This window comes from Peribacillus sp. P4_C12, assembly GCF_056402095.1.
Genome location: NZ_JBFUIB010000019.1, coordinates 18,155 through 35,863 on the forward strand (window position 1 = coordinate 18,155; position 17,709 = coordinate 35,863).

A 17,709-nucleotide genomic window follows, 5' to 3' on the forward strand; every position below is an offset into this window, starting at 1 on the left:
CACCTTCACTATTTTATTTAACTAATTTATCATACCAAATTTTTATAGCAGTAGGTAGGTAAGTGATAAAACCCAAATCGATTTGTTCTAAATTGATATAAGAACTTTTTATACAAAGAAGGAGTGAAAACTTCTTATGAAACAAGTTTTAATCCTATTGCTGCACCTAACACCATTGCAATAAAAACGACTCTTCTCCAGTCTTTTGATTCCCCATATAAAAGCATGCCGATTATTGCTCCACCAGACGCACCAATTCCTGTCCAGATTGCATAAGCCGTCCCCATGGGTAATGTTTTCATGGCATAAGCAAGAAATAGAAAACTTGCCCCAAATCCGAAAAACAACAGCGCCAAGGATTGCCAATTACGGTCTTTGTGCAATTTATTAATCATCGCAACACCAAACATTTCAAATAGCCCAGCTAAGATTAAAGAGACCCAAGCCATTAGGATTCATCTCCTTTTTCAACATTATCCTTAGTCACTAGTTTCAAGCCGATTACCCCTGCTAATAACAGTAAAATCAAAAGTGTTTTACTCAATTTAAATGATTCTCCAAAGAATATGATTTCGGAAAAAACGGTTCCTGCTGTCCCCATTCCTACAAATACTGCATATACGGTTCCAACGGGAAGTTTTCGTCCAGCCATTATCATTAAATAGAAGCTGATGATGATAGAAATAACAGTTCCAGTCCAAGTCCAAAAGTCATTTGCGTGTTTTAAACCAATAACCCAAAAAACTTCAAAAAAAGCAGCAATAAATACCTTAATCCAGTTTGTACTCATTAAAAATAACACCTCCAATTTTATTCTTACCAAAAAACAAAAAAAGCCTAAGAGATAACTGTAAAACAGTTTCTCCCAGGCTTTTATCCTTCCGTGACACAGCAAAACTGTGAGTTTTCTCTCGGACCAGACTAGCACAGACACTTGCAACGGAACCCTAGAAAACATTTAACATATACAATTAAGTTATATTATACATACATTTTAAATTTACTCAAGGTTAAAGGGCTATTTACTTTTTCCAATGAATGTATGAATCTATTCGAAAAAGGCATCCAAATCCTTTCCAGCCTTCTATAATTACGATAACAGGATGAGGACAAATAAAATGCTCGAATGAAACCTCAATAAATTACCGCTAATTAAGATTTTAAATTACATACTTTCTCTAGTGTTCCAATAAAAATGCATCTGACAAGTACCAACACATTGGTCTTATCAGATGCATTTATAGTCCTGCCTTACTCTTATATTAGTCACTCACTGACTGATTTCGAGGATTGACTTCTTTTATATGAGAAACATAACTATGCAAAATCATCCCAATAATAACGATAAAGATGCCGAACCACGATAAAGGAGAAGGGGATTGTAAAGATAAAAATAGTAATTCCCCGGCAAGAGCAAAAAGGACTTCCATTGATTGTGTGGCTTCAACGGAAGCTAACTTCTGCATATTTCCCCTTACCAAATCGGTCGCTTTGAAAAAAAGGACCGTTGCAATAACTCCAGAAAATAGTGCTACCAAAAGGGATTGAAAACTCTGCATTTTCGTTGGTGCTCCTACCGTAAAAAAACCATACAACGAAAGTAAGAACCAGAATGGCAGACTCGCTAAAGTCATCCCTAACACACGCTGATAAGCATCTAAACGTCCTTGAGACACTTCCATCATTTTGCGGTTCCCTAAAGGGTATGCAAATGAGGCGATGACGATTGGGATTACCCCCAACCAGAGATTTGCCATAGAAATATGCTTAGTGTGTTCTAGTTGCATAAGTATGATCCCCAACAGAATGATAAGGGACATGAGAAGACCTTTCAAAGAAATCTCTCCTCTTTTCCTTACGAGTCCATCTTGTGTTTGAACATTTTCAAAAAATAACGGAGCAAGTAAAGCACCTGAGATAATCGTGATTTGCCAAGTGCCGGCGATTAGCCAGCCAGGTGAGTAGGCAGATGCAAAGCATAAGGGGGCATAGAACAATCCAAACCCTACAAAACTCCATAGCAACCAAGGCCCTGGTCGTTCTCTCATCACCTGCAAGAGTGGTCGGAGGTTTTTTCTACTTAGGACGATACATACTAGAAAAGGAACCATAAAGATATATCGAAGCGAAGCACTCCATATCCAACTTCCACCAGATAATTCCATTGACTGATTTAACACAAACGTAAATGCAAAAAAGAAAGCAGAGCAAATACCTAATATAATTGGTCGCAATCGACTCACCTCAATCTGTTTTATGAGCCAATAATTAGCCAAGCCTCTGAAGTATGGCAATCGTTTCGGCTTTCTTATGATTAGAAAAGAATTTAGAGCATACCTTTTACGAGATTCAAACCATAAAAGTTTAGGGTTGGAGTAACGAACCAGGTTGTCATGTTTTAACGTACTTTCCCTTCAAGAGCTAATGAGGAGATTTGTTACGGAAAGATAAGGTGAATATTCTAAATATTAAATCTAACAATCATACTAAATTGTCCTTCAGTTATACAAAAAAATCAACTGCATTCTTTAAGACTGTGAATATGTCTTCTGCAATATTCGACATAAATTATATCTTTAAATAAGAGTATTGATGTTTGGATATGGAAAAAATTAATATGCCAATTTTATGTTTATCATACAAAAAATGCCTTATTCAAACCTTTAAAATAGCATAATAGCGCTATTTATAGAGGTTTTATTGAGTTATAAGATAATAATCATATAGAGGTAGATAATATACGAAGATACGAGAATTGACGAATTTGGGAGGGAGTGGTATATTTATAGGAGTGCAAATAATGTCGAATGTTGACGAAAAGTATAGATGTAAAATTTGAAAGAAAATTAGTGAGGTAAATAAAAATGAAATCTACAGGTATTGTACGTAAAGTTGACGAATTAGGACGGGTAGTAATTCCTATCGAATTACGCCGTACTTTAGGAATTAAAGAGAAAGATGCTTTGGAAATCTACGTAGAACAAGAGCGTATAATCCTTCAAAAATACAAAGCAAACATGACTTGTCAGGTAACGGGCGATATATCTGATGACAATATGAAACTTGCAAACGGTAAATTAATACTTAGCCGTGAAGGTGCTGAACTTCTAATTAAAGAAATTCAAGCAAGCTATGAAACTGCTAAATAATTCATTTTAAATAAAAAGCATTCAAGTGTAGAGAAAATTTTATTTTCTCTACACTTTTTTCATTTTATATGGAGAAGTAATAAAAATAATTAGATTCTCGAATAAAACCAATTTTTTCGTAAAGTTTTTGCGCATTGCCGTTATCCTTATCTGTCTCAAGCGACACTCCTTTTGCACCAGTTTCTTTTGCAAAAGCAATAGCGGCTTTTAATAACTTCTCACCAAATCCCTTTTTGCGAGCATTTCCCTTCACAAATAAATCGTTTAACACCCATGACCGCATCATGCTCACTGATGAAAATGAAGGATATAATTGAACAAAACCAATAGGGTTATCCCCATCAAAGGCCATAAAAATGACCGACTCTTCGTTCGTTAACCTTTCCTTTAAAAACTCCCTTGCACCCTCAAGATTTGACGTTTGCTCATAGAACACTCTGTATAAATCAAAAAGTTCTGTTAAGGAATCAAGCTCATTTAAAGTAGCTTTTTGAATACCCATGTAATGAACCTCCAGTGTTTATTTTATAGAATACTCTTAATTTACCATATATTGATAAGTGGCTGTGAATAAACTGTTCGATTCATTGCCTAATGCTTCATAGATTGGATACTTCTTTTTTGACGTATGTTCGAAATTTCGTATCTGTTAGAAATTTAAGCTGAAACGCATTCATATTTTTGGAAAGTTTTGCTTGTTCAATAGAGGTTAAATCGTTTGCAAAAAATGCAAGCTCTGTTTGGTTATTATCTTTATCCTTCGCATACATCGAAATCGTAAGAACAAAGGCAGTAGAGCCTCCTTTTTGACCTGCATGAACAAGCCACTCACGATTGCTTGGACTTTTCATTAACTGTTCTAATACCGGATCGAGATACCCATAAACGTTTTTATCAAAGTGCGTCTTGCTATTTAGTTTTTTCATTATGGAGACATAGTCTTCTGTAGTTGCTCGGGGCAAACGATCAGACCAAATTTTTTGAAAATCACTACCCATCATTTTCATTGCTTGTTTCTTTTCCTGATCTGTTGGGGGGTGAGTCTGCCACTTATTGTGAATAGCAATCGCCCGATCACGGTATTCACCTTTGTCCATATTTTTCAGGGCCTTTAGGGTATCTTGTTTAGTTAATTTTTTTTCTTTCATTAATTGGTCAGGTATGAACAGCGAACTTACAATGGGATACATTGGCTCATGACTGGTAATGCCTAAGCTCTCTGGAACATGATTGATGTTTTGAAGGCCAAGTATAGTTATTAAGTAATCTGTATTCGCATTAGAACTGTAAGCAATCATTCCATCTACTACTTCACTTAAAGGAACTCTATCTATCTCTTTATCCTTTTTGACCTGAGTAATCCATGCCTCATGTGCTCCCCCGTCTGTTTTAGGAACATAAAATCTGTCTATGTCGGCTAATTTCACTTCTTGCTCTGGATTGATTTGCCCCACTGCCGCCTGTTGTGCATATTCAATGGCTACGATGATTTTGACGGTGCTTGCTAAAGGAAGCGGCGTGTTGGCATTAACATGTACCCATTTCTCATCATTAAGATGGATGGATAAAGAAACGTTCTTGTTCTCTGCATTCTCCTTGATAAACTGAACTATATATTCTGGATCCTCTTTGTTGATATCCTTCTTAAACATCCACATCCCAATTCCTAGAATCAAACATAGAGATAGTCCAATACCTCCGATTAAAAAGAGTAATATTTTCAAAATAACACCTGCCTTTTTACATATAAATACATATACGACTGCTCAATGATTAGGTTTCATTTTACTTAGGAAGAACTTTTTAAGCATGTAAGCAGTGAGATAGAATAAATAATGAAAAAATGAAGCCTTCCTCATAGAAAGACTCCATTTTTCTCGGTCATTTTAAAAGATATTTTCTGCATGTAGGAAGTAACTTAGAAATTAGAGTCCGTACAAAATCCCAAGCCCTTTTACGTTTTTTTTACATCAGCTTAACGTGACCAACTTGGCACCAAGTTAGGATGCTAGTAGGTAACCAATAAGAATGGGGGGATTAACAATGAAGGTTGAATTACATTGTCATACGAATATCTCAGATGGATCTTGTTCGTTTGGAGAACTATTGGAGGTTGCAAAAAGGGAGAGTATTGGTCATTTAGCGATTACCAACCACGATACTACGATGGGGTTGCAAGAGATGGTGGAAAAGGGAAAAGAAAAAGGGATTGAAATCATCCCTGGTATAGAAGTTTCTGGTTATGATTTTGCAAGAGGTAGACGTGTACATATTTTGGGATATTTTGTTGAGTATGGTCATAAGGCACTTGAGGAGCTATGTAATCCATTGATTGAAAAGAGGAATGCAGCCTCTGTAAAAATGGTGGAGCGAATAATCAATGCAGGATATCAAATAACTTGGGAGCAGGTTTCTAAGTTTAGGGGGGGAACCGGGGTTTATAAACAGCATATTATGCAAGCGCTAAAGGAAGCGGGATATACGGATTCTATCTATGGGGATTTGTATAAGAAAATCTTCAGTCGCGGTCAAAATGGAGAAGAGCCAGGTATTGCATTTATTCCTATGGAGTATGTGGATGCTGTTCTAGCTGTAAAGGCGATTCGTGCTGCCGGAGGCGTTCCGGTCCTTGCTCATCCTGGACAATACGATAGCTTCGGAATTATTCCAGCTCTTGTAGAAGCAGGACTTGAAGGGATTGAAGTCCTTCACCCACATCATGGTCATGCAGAAGAAGAAAGAGCGATTCAATATGCAGATCAATACAAACTCATTAAGACAGGAGGTTCAGATTTTCATGGGGTGTATGGGGATAAACCGATTCGGCTAGGTAGTTATAGCCCTGGAAGAGAATGTGTGAATGCTTTGACTTTAAAGAAAAAAAGCATGGCCATTAAATTTTGAAAGAGACAATGTAGAGTAGTGTATGGAAAGATTTAGAAAATAGGTGTTCTTTTTGTCCTGGTAATTGACCAGGACTATTTTTTTTTACAAGAAAATCATGGTAGCTTCATATTTTCTCATTACACTAACACTAATAAGAAAAAGGTACAGGTGTAAGGCAGACCGGATAAATAAAGGGGGAGATGTCTGTTGGCAGAAAAAAACTTTTTAGTGGATCATTTGATTACAGAAATCAAGAGAGGGACCTTTCAATTGGATAAAAAGTTACCTTCAGAGCATATACTCGCTGATCAATTTAATGTTCCAAGAATGGTTGTTAGAAAGGCATATGAACAGCTTCAAGATTTAGGTTATATCTATTCAAAGCAAGGCAAGGGAAGTTATGTCCAGGACAGCAAGAAGCAAATTCCGTTAATTCTGTCTGGAGATGTAAGTTTCACTGAGAAAATGAAGGAATTCCAGTTTGCCTTTCAAACGATTACTATTTTTTGCGAAGAAATTTCTTATGATCAGAAGATTTTTCAAAGCCTCGATGTGGAAAGTGATGAGAAAGTCTTTAAAATTGGCAGGCTGAGGTTAATAGACGAATTTCCGATTGCTCTTCATACATCTTATGTAGCAAAATCAACTTTTCCTGAAATAGATAAGGATGGTCCTGATATTACCTCTATGTTTCTATATTATAGGCAGCGTGGTTATGTAGAATTCAGCACGCTGAATGTTATTTTTCCAACTCTATTTGAACGAGATATTTTGCAGTGTTCAAGTTTAATTCCACTTTTGCAAGTGGAATCAGTATGCGTGGATAAGGGGAGTAATCAAGTCCTTGAGCATACGGTCATTGTCTATCGCAGCGATTGTTTCACCTATGTTATGTAAAAAACTTCCATCCCATATACCGCTCGAATTCACGAGTAAATACTCGAAACTCACGAGTAAATGCTCCAAATTCACGGGTAAAAGCACGGAACTCACGAGTAAATGCTCCGAATTCACGAGTAACGCTCGAATTCACGAATATAAGCACGTAAATGCTCCAGATTCACGAGTAAAGCACGAAACTTTGAATAGAATATGCCCGTTCACGTTAGTGCTTTTACAAATTACATACAAAGATTTACTCATTCTTAACGTAGGTTCACTTGGCAACAAGATACATTGAAGATGTAGAGAGAAACTAAAACATTTGGAGGCCAATGGAATGAGAAGAAAGGAAAGAACAGAGATTTTGATTCAAGGCACTGCAGACATTGCGAAGGATTTTGCCAAGGAAATAGAAATGAGATATAAAGTAAACGTCATTCAAAAGCCAGAGAGTGCTCTTGTCTTGCTAAAGGCAAGGGAAACGGCAAAAAAGAGTTTGTTTTATCTAGGGGAATTACTGGTGACAGAATGCACTGTCCAAATCCAGGATTCAATCGGTATTGGTATCGTTAAGGGRCATCGAGAAGAGCTGGCTCATTGTTTAGCTATCATTGATGCTGCATATCAGGCTGATCTTGTAGAAACAAGATTATGGTCACATGTTTTAGAAAATGAGAAGAAGAATATACAGAAAAATCTTCAAGAGTTGAATCAATCAATCTTAAGAACCAAGGTAAATTTTGAAACAATGGATGTTCAATAAGGGGGGAAAAGCGATGAATTTGGATGTAGTTCATGATATACAGACTGTTTATAGAAAGCTTGTAGCGGCGACTTCAAGACCTGGTACTTTAGTGGTTTTGGAGAGGGAAGCTAAGATGTTGGATGTTCAAATGGAATGCTTATCTTCTACTATCCTACTTGCACTCACGGTACTTGACCCAGAAGTCACTTTTAAGATTATTTCAAAGGAAGAGGAGATAGTGTCAAGAATGATTAATCAGCTTACCTATTCAAAGGCTGTTGATTTGTCAGAAGCAGATTTTATCTTTATTTTACAGGATGCTTCCAACGAGCAAAGGAAAGACGCAATGAATAAAGCAAAGGTAGGAAATCTGTTGAATCCTCATGAATCAGCAATGATTATTCTAGAAGTCTCGGATGTAACAAAAGGGGACTCAATGATCCTTTCAGGACCAGGAATTCATCAGGAGTCTTTTATATGCCTCCCAAATGTCTCCACCTGGATGAGTGTAAGAAACGAAAAAAACATAGAATTCCCTTTAGGAATCGATATGTATTTTGTGGATGAACAAAATCGTTTAATAGCTTTACCGAGAACTACTCAAATCAAAGAAAATGGGGGTGAGATTAAATGGGATATGTTGCAGTAAAGGGCGGAACAAAGGCCATTGAGGAATCCATAAAACGCTTAAAGTATGAAAGAGTTCATAAAGGGACGGCAATAGAGCTACATAAGATAGAAGCTGGCATGAGAGGGTTAATTGATCAGGTTATGTCCGAAAGCAGTTTGTATGATCAATCACTGTCTGCAATTGCAATTAAACAAGCTGAAGGCAATCCGGAAGAAGCTGTTTTCCTCTTAAGAGCCTATCGATCAACTTTGCCGCGAAAACATGTTTCACGAATTATCAGTTCTGAAAATATGAAAGTAGTGCGCAGGATTTCAGCCAGTTTTAAGGATGTACCTGGCGGACAGATTTTGGGTGCTACGACAGATTATACACATCGGTTACTAGATTCGGAGTTGGAAAAAGAATCGGATAAAAGCATTCAAGATTGGTTACGGGCTTATCAAGAAGAGAATCGTTCAACAGAATATAATCAGAAGCACATGGATGATTTAAACAATTTACCTAAAGTTTTGGACTATTTAAGAAGTGAAGGCTTATTAGCAAGCTGTGAAAACAATGATTTGCAGCCTAGAGATGTTACAAGGAAGAGTCTAGAGTTTCCTTCAAAGCGGAGTGAACGCTTACAAATTCTAACAAGAGGCCAAACAGGTGCAGTAACATCACTAGCTTATGCAGTAATTCGTGGATATGGTGCCCTGCACCCGACAGTAGGAGAGTTACGCGTAGGTCAGCTGCCTGTCTATCTCGATCATCCGCTGGACGATGGTCAAGAGGAAGATAGCTATTATATTGGAGATTTCACAGCGACGGAAGTAGAGATGCTCATTCCGCTAACGGTAGAGAAAGAACAAGGCAAAAAAGAAATAGAGTTTGAAGTTGGCTATGGCATGTGTATGGGACAAAATGAAACAAAAGCAATAGCAATGGGAATTTTAGATAATTGCCTTGAAAGACCAAACAATGAATTTCCAAGTCATAACGAGGAATTCGTTCTTTATCATATAGATTCAGTGGAATCAACGGGCTTCATCTCCCATTTGAAGATGCCTCATTACGTTACGTTTCAATCCAAACTTGATAGTATTCGAAAGTCGAAAGATCAGACCACAGAGCAGGAGGTGGGATTGCATGAATAAAACCTATAATTTTGCATTCTTTGATGAAGGATCGAAACGAGAAATTAGAAGAGCAACCTTAAAGGCGATTGCTATTCCCGGTTATCAAGTTCCATTCGCTTCTAGGGAAATGCCGATTGGGCGTGGTTGGGGCACAGGTGGCCTACAGTTGACATTGTCATTAATAGGAAAGGATGACGTTCTTAAAGTGATCGACCAAGGCTCGGATGAATCCGTTAATGCCGTTAACATAAAAAAACTCGTATCAGACACTACTGGGGTAAGGACAACGGATAGCACAGCTGATGCATCTTTAATCCAGTCTAGACACAGGGTGCCTGAAGTGCCGTTACAAAAAGACCAGATTTTAATTCTTCAAGTTCCATTACCGGAACCTTTAAGGGGTTTTGAGCCAAGCGAACATGAAACGAAAAAGCTACATGCTGAGAGAGAGTATAGTGGAGCATGGCTTATGTTATTTGAAAAAATTATGAAGTACGGAATAATGGCGACAGATGCAGACCATCCGGTAATGGTTCACGACAGGTATGTCATGGCACCAAGTCCAATTCCGAGATTCGATAATGCAAAGCTAGACAATAGTGAAGCGCTCATTTTGTTAGGCGCAGGTAGGGAGAAAAAGGTATATGCTGTACCTCCTTATACAAAGGTATCATCTTTAGCATTTGATGATTATGAATTTGAAATAGAGTCCTTTACAAATCAAGCTTGTATTCTCTGCGGTTCCAATGATGTGTTTTTTGATGAACTTGTTGATGAGGATACAGGAGAAACGTATTTCCAATGTAATGATACAAGCAATTGTCTTGAAATAGTCAATCAAAAACAATCATTGGGAGTGAAATAAATGTCTGTACTTGAAGTACCCGTATTATCAGTTAAACAGATGAACAAACAGTTTGGAAACGGATGTTCAACATGCAAAAATATGAAATTAGGAAAGATGACTAAAAACTATTGTCACAAATGTGGAACGGTTTATGCCTGTAGAGATGTGACGTTTGATTTGTATCAAGGTGAAGTTCTTGGAATTGTAGGAGAGAGTGGCAGTGGCAAATCCACTTTAATGAAAAGTTTGTATTTTGACGAAGAAGTAACCGATGGAGAAATGTATGTGGCTGGCTTTGAGGATGGAAAAAAGAATTTATTCATAGAGTCTGCTCAGAAAAAAAGATATGTTCGAAACCACCTAATGGGGAAGGTTTATCAAAACCCTATTCTAGGATTGAAAATGAATTTCTCCTCGATTGGCAATATTGCTGAGAAGTTAATTTCAGCTGGGAATAGACATGTCGGCAGCATGGAAACAAGAGGTGCCGAGCTCCTTGAAGAAGTGAATATTCCCATTCATAGAATGAAAGAAGAACCAAAGAATTTTTCTGGTGGTATGCAGCAAAGGGTCCAGATAGCCAAAGCGTTGTCTAACAATCCACCCATACTGCTTTTGGATGAGGTCACCACAGGTTTAGATTTATCAGTTCAAGCAAGTGTATTGGATTTAATTAAAGGCCTCCAAAGAGATTTGAATATTAGTATTGTACTGGTTTCTCATGATTTGGGTGTAATCCGAATGCTTGCAGACCGTACGCTTGTTATGCTGGAGGGTAAAGTAATCGAGCGAGGATTAACAGATCAAATACTCGAAGATCCACAGCATCCTTATACCCAACAATTAGTACATTCGCTGCTGTAATAGAAACTAAAGGAAAATGGGGGAAGAGATATTGTTGCTGATTAAAAATGGAAAAATTATAACGGAAGACTTGATATTGATAGACCATGATCTCTTAATTAAGGATGATAAAATTTGCAGAATTGCACCTGTGGGAGAAATCGAAACGAGTCCTGAGATGGAAGTGCTGGACGCTTTGGGTGGATATGTTACACCTGGTTTTATTGATCTCCATTCGGATTACATTGAACATATGACTGCACCGCGCCCTACATCTTTAATGAATTTTCATTTGAGCTTAAGAGAAACAGAAAAGGAACTGATTACGCATGGGATTACGACCATGTTTCACTCTCTATCTCTCTATAAATCAACTGAATACGCATATAAGCCAATTCGGGAGCCTGAGAATGTAAGAAAGCTAATTGACTTAATTGATCAAACACATAAGATGAAGCACCTAGTCCGTCATCGGTTTCATGCCCGTTATGAAATAGATAATTTGGAGGATATTGATAATTTAAAAGAATATATTTCGGAAAAGAAAGTGCATCTAGTCTCATTCATGGACCACACTCCAGGTCAAGGACAATATAGACATCTAGAGATTTATCGAAACACTTTAAGAGGGTATAACGATTATAGTGATGAAGCTATTGATGTAATGATCCAGACTCATCAAGTGAAAGAAAAGCTGACGATTGAAAGAATGAAAGAAATTGCACTGCTAGCAAGAGAAAACAATATTGCAGTTGCCTCACATGATGATGATTCGAAAGAGAAGCTTGAATTAGTTCACAGCTTTGGAACGAATATAAGTGAATTTCCAATCACACTTGAGATTGCCCGTAAGGCACATGAGATGGGGATGTATACAATAGCGGGTGCACCAAATGTGCTTTTGGGAGGTTCACACAGTGGGAACTTAAGTGCCTCTGAAGCCATTCAAGATGGAAGCATAGACATATTATGCAGTGATTATTACCCTGCAGCCCTCCTACATTCAATGTTTGAATTAGTGGATAACCATGGGATGGATCTTGTTGACATGTTTAAGCTAGTTACGATTAATCCCGCAAAGGCAGTCAAAATGGATGACGAAATTGGATCGATTCATGAAGGGAAAAAGGCTGACATACTTATTATTGAAAAAATTTCTGGTGATTTCCCTGTGATAACAAGTGTGATTGTAGATGGAAAATTGATTCAAAAGACTAATTACAGGATATAAATTTTTTAGAAAGCGGGTGGTAAAGTGGAAAACATATTAGATATTAAAGATTTATCCAAGTCTTTTATTTTACATAATCAATGCAAAGACATTCAAGCAGTTAACAATATTACGATTCGAGTGAAAAAAGGTGAATTTATTGGCATTACAGGCAAGAGTGGCAGCGGAAAATCGACGATCTTAAAATCGATTTATGGTACCTATCGGGTTCAAGAAGGAGATATCTGGTATGAGTCTTCCCACTATGGTCCGATTAATCTAGCAAAAGCTACAGAAAGAGAAATGATTTACCTGCGTAAGCATGAGATAGGCTATGTTTCTCAATTTTTAAATGTCATGCCAAGAACTACAGCAAGGCAGCTCGTAACCGAGGCTATCCTTGAAATGGGACAATCTAGAGAAATAGCCAATATGGAAACAGAAAAAATCCTCGACCACTTTGAAATAGGAAAAGAGCTGCGGGACAGTTACCCTGCTACTTTTTCAGGAGGAGAGAAGCTAAGGTTAAATATAGCAAGAGCAATGGTAAAAAGGCCACGGCTGCTCTTGTTGGATGAACCAACAGCAAGTTTGGATCACGATTCTAAATTGAAGGTGAAAACCCTGCTAGAACAGCTAATGAAAGAAGGAACGACCATGCTAGGTATTTTTCATGACTTGGAGTTCATGAATCGGTTAGTAAATAAAGAATATAGCATACAGAATGGATGTTTTAATCAAGCTATTCAAAAAATTTAACGATTGCTTCACGGAAACTTTACTGAATATTCGGTTTGCTTAATGGCAGGTTAGTATTGTACCTGTATTGTTAAATTGATAGTTATTGAAATAAGAAATGATTTTTTAAATAGGAGGGAAGATTTAACATGAAAAAATCGATTATGTCCATCTTGATGTTTGTAATTTTGGTGGTGTTTACAGGCTGCTCTTCTAGTAGTTCAACAGGAGATAATGCTAAGGGACAAGAAGATGATACATTAACAATAGCGTGGCTGCCAAATGAATCTGGGGAAGATTTAGGGGAAGCCCGCGATGAAATCGGGCGGATCTTAGAAGAAGCCACAGGAAAGAAAGTCGAACATAAGACCACAACAGATTATAATATTGCAATCGAGGCAATTGCTAATGGAAACGCTGATTTAGCATTCCTAGGAGCACAAGGATATATTGAAGCAAAAAACAAAAATGATAAGGTTCAATCTCTAGTTGTTCCAAGCGGTGAATCAGGAACCTTGGATGATGCAGTCTACAATAGCTGGCTGGCTGTTCAAAATGCAAAGGATTATAAAATGAACGACGAATATTCCATAGACGATATCCAAGGAAAAAAATTCTCTTTCGTATCAAATAGCTCTACATCTGGTTTCAAAGTTCCTTCCACAGGAATCGTTGATTATTTTTCTCAAAAAGATAAGTTTAAGGAATTAAAGGCCGAGGATTTATTAGAAGGCGGGAAGGATAAATTTTTTAGTGAAGTACTTTATGGTGGTTCCCACCAAGGTTCGGCTGTAAATCTTTTGACTGGGAGAGCAGACGTGGCAGCTTTTTGTGACACATGTGTTAATAATTATGTAGAGCTGGCAGATGGAGAAGAGAATAAAGCAGGTGCTGTGTATAAGGTAAAGAAGGATGCAGCTGAACCCTTTAACACAGTTGTAGACAAAGAATTCTCACTCATTTCAGTGACCCCAGTTTTGAATGCACCCTTCGTGGTGAATACCGAATTAGTTAGTGAGGAAACACGTGAAAAAATTCTTGAAACTTTGATGTCTGATGAGATAGCAAATAACGAGAAAGTTTTTGTACCAGAGGACTCTAAGGTATCAGGTCTATTTAAAAAGGCAAGCGGAAAAGAAAGATTGGTGCAAGTTGAGGATGACTGGTTCAATCCAATTCGGGAATTATCTAAATAATTTGCAGATCCTAAAGTAGTAAAATGTAGGGGGATAATACATGACAACATTATTGGAAGTGAAAAATGTCTCAAAACACTTTGGAAATGATACAAAAGCGTTATCCAATATTGACTTCTCTGTGAAAGAAGGAGAATTCGTTTCTATCATAGGGCCATCTGGAGCAGGAAAATCAACTCTTCTTCGGTGCATTAATAGGATGATTGATGCTTCTAGTGGAGATATCATTTTTGATAATGATCATGTATACGAGTTAAATAAAAGGGAGTTAAAGAAAGTACGGAGGAAAATAGGGATGATTTTTCAACATTACAATCTGGTAAATAGACTTAGCGTGATTGAAAATACCCTGCATGGACGATTAGGCTATAAATCTACTTTGGCAGGTATCCTTGGTCTGTACAGTGAAGATGAGAAACTTCAGGCTGCTAATATTCTCCAAATTCTCGGTCTGGAAGATCAGCTCTATAAAAGGTCTGATGAATTGAGCGGAGGCCAGAAACAGCGTGTTGGTATTGCGCGGGCACTTATCCAAAATCCTAAATTGCTTTTATGTGATGAACCGATTGCCTCTCTAGATCCGAATTCATCCAAAGTGATCATGGATCATTTAAGGAATATCTGTACATCCATGGGAATCACAGTAGTAGTTAATCTGCATCAAGTCGATGTTGCTCTAAAATATTCGGATCGAATTATTGGTGTGAATAGTGGCAAGATTGTTTTCAATGGCACATCTCAAAATATAACCTCGAGTGATATCCATCAGATTTATGGGTCAGATGAAGGAAAGTTGATTTTTGATTTGGGAGGTTCCCATGTCGGCTGATATTTTTGCAAAAAAGAGAAGAAATTCGCTTGTATTGTTTTTGATTATTGGGGCTGCGACGGTTGTTTCTATTATCATTACAGAATTCAGCATGGCAAAAGGATTTACCTCCGTTCCTAAGGCTATACAATGGTCGTTATCGAATTTTTATCCAACAAAGGATTCCCTGACTAAACTGCCAGACATTTTGATAAAGCTGAAAGAAACACTTTTAATTTCTATTGCTGCAACGACACTCGCTGGAATATTGGCCTTTGTATTTGCTATTTTGGGTTCTAATACTACAAGAGTGAATGCTTTTTTCGGAGGTTTTAGCCGTGGGATAGCGGTTTTATTTAGAAATATTGATGTCTCAATATGGGCGCTGGTCTTGTTATTTTCATTTGGACAAAGTTCCTTAACCGGTTATTTTGCTTTGTTTTTCGGATCTTTCGGTTTTTTAACAAGAGCCTTTATAGAAACGATCGATGAAGTAAGCAGTAGTTCCGTAGAAGCTTTGCAGGCAACGGGTGCAAGCTATCTAACTATTATTTCGCAGTCTGTTATTCCTTCAACAATCCCGCAAATGATTAGTTGGGTTCTTTTTATGATTGAAACAAATATAAGAAATGCAACATTAGTCGGACTGCTTACAGGATCAGGTATTGGTTTTACGTTTAATCTGTTTTATAAAAACTTGAATTATGACATTGCTAGTCTTGTCGTCATCACGATTATTATTTCGATTTTATGTATTGAATATATCTCAAATTACGTGAGGAGGGTGATTTTATAATGCAGGCAGAAGGTCCTATCAAACCATTTCCCTCTCATACTGGCCAGGATTTAGATAAACGGCTACTTGATCTACTATCCAAAAAGCCCTTCTCAAAATCTACAATCGTTATAAGGTTGAGTGTTCTGATCCTTGCGATTTTGACTATGTACGCATTTGTCAGTTTTGATTATAAGGATGTTAAACTTCTGGACGCACTATTATTGACTATGGACAATTTGAAGATCATGTTTTTTGAGCCGCATCTGAAGCACTTTACCTTTACTCAAGCACTATATCAGGTGTCGATTACATTAGGTTTAGCTTTCTTAACGACAATATTTGGTGCAATCATTGCCCTGATGTTGGGACTTTTAGCGGCTGGAAATATCTCGACTAAGCCATTATCGATTGTGATAAAGGGAACGGTTGCCTTGATTAGAGCCGTTCCAACTGTGTTGTGGGTCCTCATTTTTGCAGTCGCAGCAGGATTAGGTAGTGTAGCGGCAGTTATAGGAATGACGTTTCACTCAATAAGTTACCTTGTAAAGGCCTACTCAGAATCCTTCGAAGAAATTGATAAAGGTGCTATTGAAGCCCTACAAGCAAGCGGTGCGAATTGGTGGCAGATCGTTTTCCAAGTAGTCATTCCATCTTCGATTACTTATATCATTTCATGGACTTTCATGCGCTTTGAAATCAATTTTGCAGTGGCAGTCGCAATGGGCGCAGCTGCAGGCGCGGGAGGAATCGGCTTCGATATGTTTATGGCAAGTGGATTTTACTTTGACTTGAGTGAAATTGGAGCAATCACTTATTTTATCCTAATAATTGCAATCTGTCTTGAAATCTTCGCAACACATATCAAAAGGAAGCTAAAAGTATTATCTTGATAGAGGAAGACTGGCTAGGGAGACATGAAATGAAAACGACGTCGAATCAACCTAGAAATTAGGGTGCAAATGCTAAGACAAAAAATAAAACGCCCTTTAGGCTATTTAATTAGATGGGGAAGATTACTGGTTGTTTACTTCGTTGGGTACAAGAAGGAACGTATATAGAGATGTATAGTTCGCGGGTCCTATGAAGAAAATGATAGAAATTGCCGGGTCTATGAAGTAGTTCTAAATAGTGTCACTAAAATATCAAGGCTGCTGCGCCAGCCTTTTTGGTTTGGATTCGAAAAGAAAAGGTAGTCAGAGAAGAGAAGAGAAGAGAAGATATGTAGGCATAAAGGATTTATTGGTAAGGATAAAGAATGTAATAAATAAAGGTACTATAAAAACACCAGGAGGAAATAAAGATGGAAGCAAGATACCCAATAGGGAAGTTTCAGTTTGATGGGGAGATAACGAATAGTGTGGCTGAGGGCTGGATTAAGGAGATTGAAGCTTTGCCTGGATTGCTGCGAGAGGCAGTACGAAACATGGATGAAGAACAGCTTGATACGGCTTATCGTACGGAAGGATGGACTGTTCGCCAAGTCGTGCATCATCTTGCGGATAGCCATATGAATGCTTATATTCGCTTTAAATTGGCTCTTACGGAAGATAATCCTGTCATTAAGCCTTATGATGAGGGAAAATGGGCAGAGCTACCTGATAAAAAATTGCCGGTTGATATTTCGCTATCCCTACTTGAAGCGTTACATATACGCTGGGCTAACCTTTTATATAGTATTAATTCAACTGATCTAAAAAAAACATTCATCCATCCGGATTCAGGAGAAGTTTCAGTAGGTGAAAATATAGGTATTTACTCGTGGCATGGTCGACATCATCTTGCGCATATTACTTCTTTATTGAATCGTAAGGGATGGTAAATTACATTCAACTATTTTCTATTTTAAAAACCGCATTGGGTACAAAGTAACTATTGACC

Annotated in this window: 22 protein-coding genes and 1 riboswitch; of the genes, 16 read left to right on the forward strand and 6 right to left on the reverse strand. The window is 37.6% G+C overall.

Translation table 11 applies throughout. From position 1 onward, the window contains the following. Positions 1-134: 134 nt before the first annotated feature. From AC1DUW_RS06250 to AC1DUW_RS06260, 3 genes are all read right to left on the reverse strand, one after another. Positions 135-449 carry a DMT family transporter gene (locus AC1DUW_RS06250; RefSeq protein ID WP_053347444.1) on the reverse strand — a complete coding sequence of 105 codons (315 nt, stop codon included), beginning with the start codon at positions 447-449 and terminating at the stop codon, positions 135-137. Beyond that, on the reverse strand, positions 449-790 hold the full coding sequence (locus AC1DUW_RS06255) for a DMT family transporter (protein WP_056521637.1): 342 nt from the start codon (positions 788-790) through the stop codon (positions 449-451). Before AC1DUW_RS06255 ends, AC1DUW_RS06250 begins: the two co-directional genes overlap by 1 nt. Positions 791-860: 70 nt before the next feature. Next, a riboswitch (guanidine-I (ykkC/yxkD leader) is annotated at positions 861-962 on the reverse strand. A 300-nt stretch (positions 963-1,262) separates the two neighbouring features. Beyond that, complete coding sequence (locus AC1DUW_RS06260) at positions 1,263-2,234, reverse strand: DMT family transporter (RefSeq protein WP_053347442.1); 972 nt, start codon at positions 2,232-2,234, stop codon at positions 1,263-1,265. Positions 2,235-2,864: 630 nt separating this feature from the next. On the opposite strand from AC1DUW_RS06260, the gene AC1DUW_RS06265 reads away from it, so the two are divergent. Beyond that, positions 2,865-3,149, forward strand: coding sequence for an AbrB/MazE/SpoVT family DNA-binding domain-containing protein (locus AC1DUW_RS06265; RefSeq protein ID WP_053347441.1), 285 nt, complete (start codon positions 2,865-2,867; stop codon positions 3,147-3,149). Between the two features lie 64 nt (positions 3,150-3,213). Here AC1DUW_RS06265 and AC1DUW_RS06270 read toward each other — a convergent pair whose 3' ends face one another. Next, a complete protein-coding gene (locus tag AC1DUW_RS06270; RefSeq protein WP_057214626.1) occupies positions 3,214-3,651 on the reverse strand; it encodes a GNAT family N-acetyltransferase in 438 nt (145 codons plus the stop codon). Between the two features lie 97 nt (positions 3,652-3,748). Next, on the reverse strand, positions 3,749-4,873 hold the full coding sequence (locus AC1DUW_RS06275; RefSeq protein WP_477642209.1) for a serine hydrolase: 1,125 nt from the start codon (positions 4,871-4,873) through the stop codon (positions 3,749-3,751). 319 nt (positions 4,874-5,192) lie between these two features. On the opposite strand from AC1DUW_RS06275, the gene AC1DUW_RS06280 reads away from it, so the two are divergent. Together AC1DUW_RS06280 and AC1DUW_RS06285 are read left to right on the forward strand one after the other, a co-directional pair. After that, positions 5,193-6,053 (forward strand): PHP domain-containing protein, encoded by an 861-nt coding sequence (locus tag AC1DUW_RS06280; protein ID WP_477642210.1) that lies wholly within the window; start codon positions 5,193-5,195, stop codon positions 6,051-6,053. 189 nt (positions 6,054-6,242) lie between these two features. Next, positions 6,243-6,932 (forward strand): GntR family transcriptional regulator, encoded by a 690-nt coding sequence (locus AC1DUW_RS06285; protein WP_477642211.1) that lies wholly within the window; start codon positions 6,243-6,245, stop codon positions 6,930-6,932. Here the strand turns inward: AC1DUW_RS06285 and AC1DUW_RS06290 are convergent. After that, positions 6,925-7,080, reverse strand: a complete 156-nt coding sequence (locus AC1DUW_RS06290; RefSeq protein WP_161804953.1) for a hypothetical protein — start codon at positions 7,078-7,080, stop codon at positions 6,925-6,927. The two genes, AC1DUW_RS06285 and AC1DUW_RS06290, sit on opposite strands and share 8 nt — an antisense overlap. Positions 7,081-7,254: 174 nt before the next feature. Between AC1DUW_RS06290 and phnG the strand changes: the two genes are divergently transcribed. From phnG to AC1DUW_RS06355, 13 genes are all read left to right on the forward strand, one after another. Then, complete coding sequence (phnG, locus tag AC1DUW_RS06295; protein WP_053347436.1) at positions 7,255-7,680, forward strand: phosphonate C-P lyase system protein PhnG; 426 nt, start codon at positions 7,255-7,257, stop codon at positions 7,678-7,680. A gap of 13 nt (positions 7,681-7,693) precedes the next feature. Next, on the forward strand, positions 7,694-8,311 hold the full coding sequence (gene phnH, locus AC1DUW_RS06300) for a phosphonate C-P lyase system protein PhnH (protein WP_328113031.1): 618 nt from the start codon (positions 7,694-7,696) through the stop codon (positions 8,309-8,311). Next, positions 8,293-9,429, forward strand: a complete 1,137-nt coding sequence (locus tag AC1DUW_RS06305) for a carbon-phosphorus lyase complex subunit PhnI (protein WP_053347434.1) — start codon at positions 8,293-8,295, stop codon at positions 9,427-9,429. Before phnH ends, AC1DUW_RS06305 begins: the two co-directional genes overlap by 19 nt. Next, on the forward strand, positions 9,422-10,276 hold the full coding sequence (locus AC1DUW_RS06310) for an alpha-D-ribose 1-methylphosphonate 5-phosphate C-P-lyase PhnJ (RefSeq protein ID WP_053347433.1): 855 nt from the start codon (positions 9,422-9,424) through the stop codon (positions 10,274-10,276). Before AC1DUW_RS06305 ends, AC1DUW_RS06310 begins: the two co-directional genes overlap by 8 nt. Continuing rightward, positions 10,277-11,122 carry an ATP-binding cassette domain-containing protein gene (locus AC1DUW_RS06315; RefSeq protein ID WP_053347432.1) on the forward strand — a complete coding sequence of 282 codons (846 nt, stop codon included), beginning with the start codon at positions 10,277-10,279 and terminating at the stop codon, positions 11,120-11,122. Positions 11,123-11,153: 31 nt separating this feature from the next. Next, positions 11,154-12,332: a phosphonate metabolism protein PhnM gene (phnM, locus tag AC1DUW_RS06320; RefSeq protein ID WP_053347431.1), complete on the forward strand. Its 1,179-nt coding sequence runs from the start codon at positions 11,154-11,156 to the stop codon at positions 12,330-12,332. 24 nt (positions 12,333-12,356) lie between these two features. Next, positions 12,357-13,070: a phosphonate C-P lyase system protein PhnL gene (locus AC1DUW_RS06325; protein ID WP_053347430.1), complete on the forward strand. Its 714-nt coding sequence runs from the start codon at positions 12,357-12,359 to the stop codon at positions 13,068-13,070. A 128-nt stretch (positions 13,071-13,198) separates the two neighbouring features. After that, positions 13,199-14,245: a phosphate/phosphite/phosphonate ABC transporter substrate-binding protein gene (gene phnD / locus AC1DUW_RS06330; RefSeq protein ID WP_477642212.1), complete on the forward strand. Its 1,047-nt coding sequence runs from the start codon at positions 13,199-13,201 to the stop codon at positions 14,243-14,245. 40 nt (positions 14,246-14,285) lie between these two features. Then, positions 14,286-15,074: a phosphonate ABC transporter ATP-binding protein gene (gene phnC / locus AC1DUW_RS06335; RefSeq protein ID WP_477642213.1), complete on the forward strand. Its 789-nt coding sequence runs from the start codon at positions 14,286-14,288 to the stop codon at positions 15,072-15,074. After that, positions 15,064-15,849 (forward strand): PhnE/PtxC family ABC transporter permease, encoded by a 786-nt coding sequence (locus tag AC1DUW_RS06340; RefSeq protein ID WP_477642214.1) that lies wholly within the window; start codon positions 15,064-15,066, stop codon positions 15,847-15,849. The genes phnC and AC1DUW_RS06340 overlap by 11 nt, the downstream gene beginning before the upstream one ends. Next, positions 15,849-16,721, forward strand: a complete 873-nt coding sequence (locus AC1DUW_RS06345) for a PhnE/PtxC family ABC transporter permease (protein ID WP_053347426.1) — start codon at positions 15,849-15,851, stop codon at positions 16,719-16,721. Before AC1DUW_RS06340 ends, AC1DUW_RS06345 begins: the two co-directional genes overlap by 1 nt. Positions 16,722-17,001: 280 nt before the next feature. Beyond that, entirely contained in the window at positions 17,002-17,169 is a 168-nt protein-coding gene (locus AC1DUW_RS06350; protein ID WP_477642215.1) for a hypothetical protein, read from the forward strand. Beyond that, positions 17,132-17,650 carry a YfiT family bacillithiol transferase gene (locus AC1DUW_RS06355; RefSeq protein WP_053347425.1) on the forward strand — a complete coding sequence of 173 codons (519 nt, stop codon included), beginning with the start codon at positions 17,132-17,134 and terminating at the stop codon, positions 17,648-17,650. Before AC1DUW_RS06350 ends, AC1DUW_RS06355 begins: the two co-directional genes overlap by 38 nt. Positions 17,651-17,709: the final 59 nt, after the last annotated feature.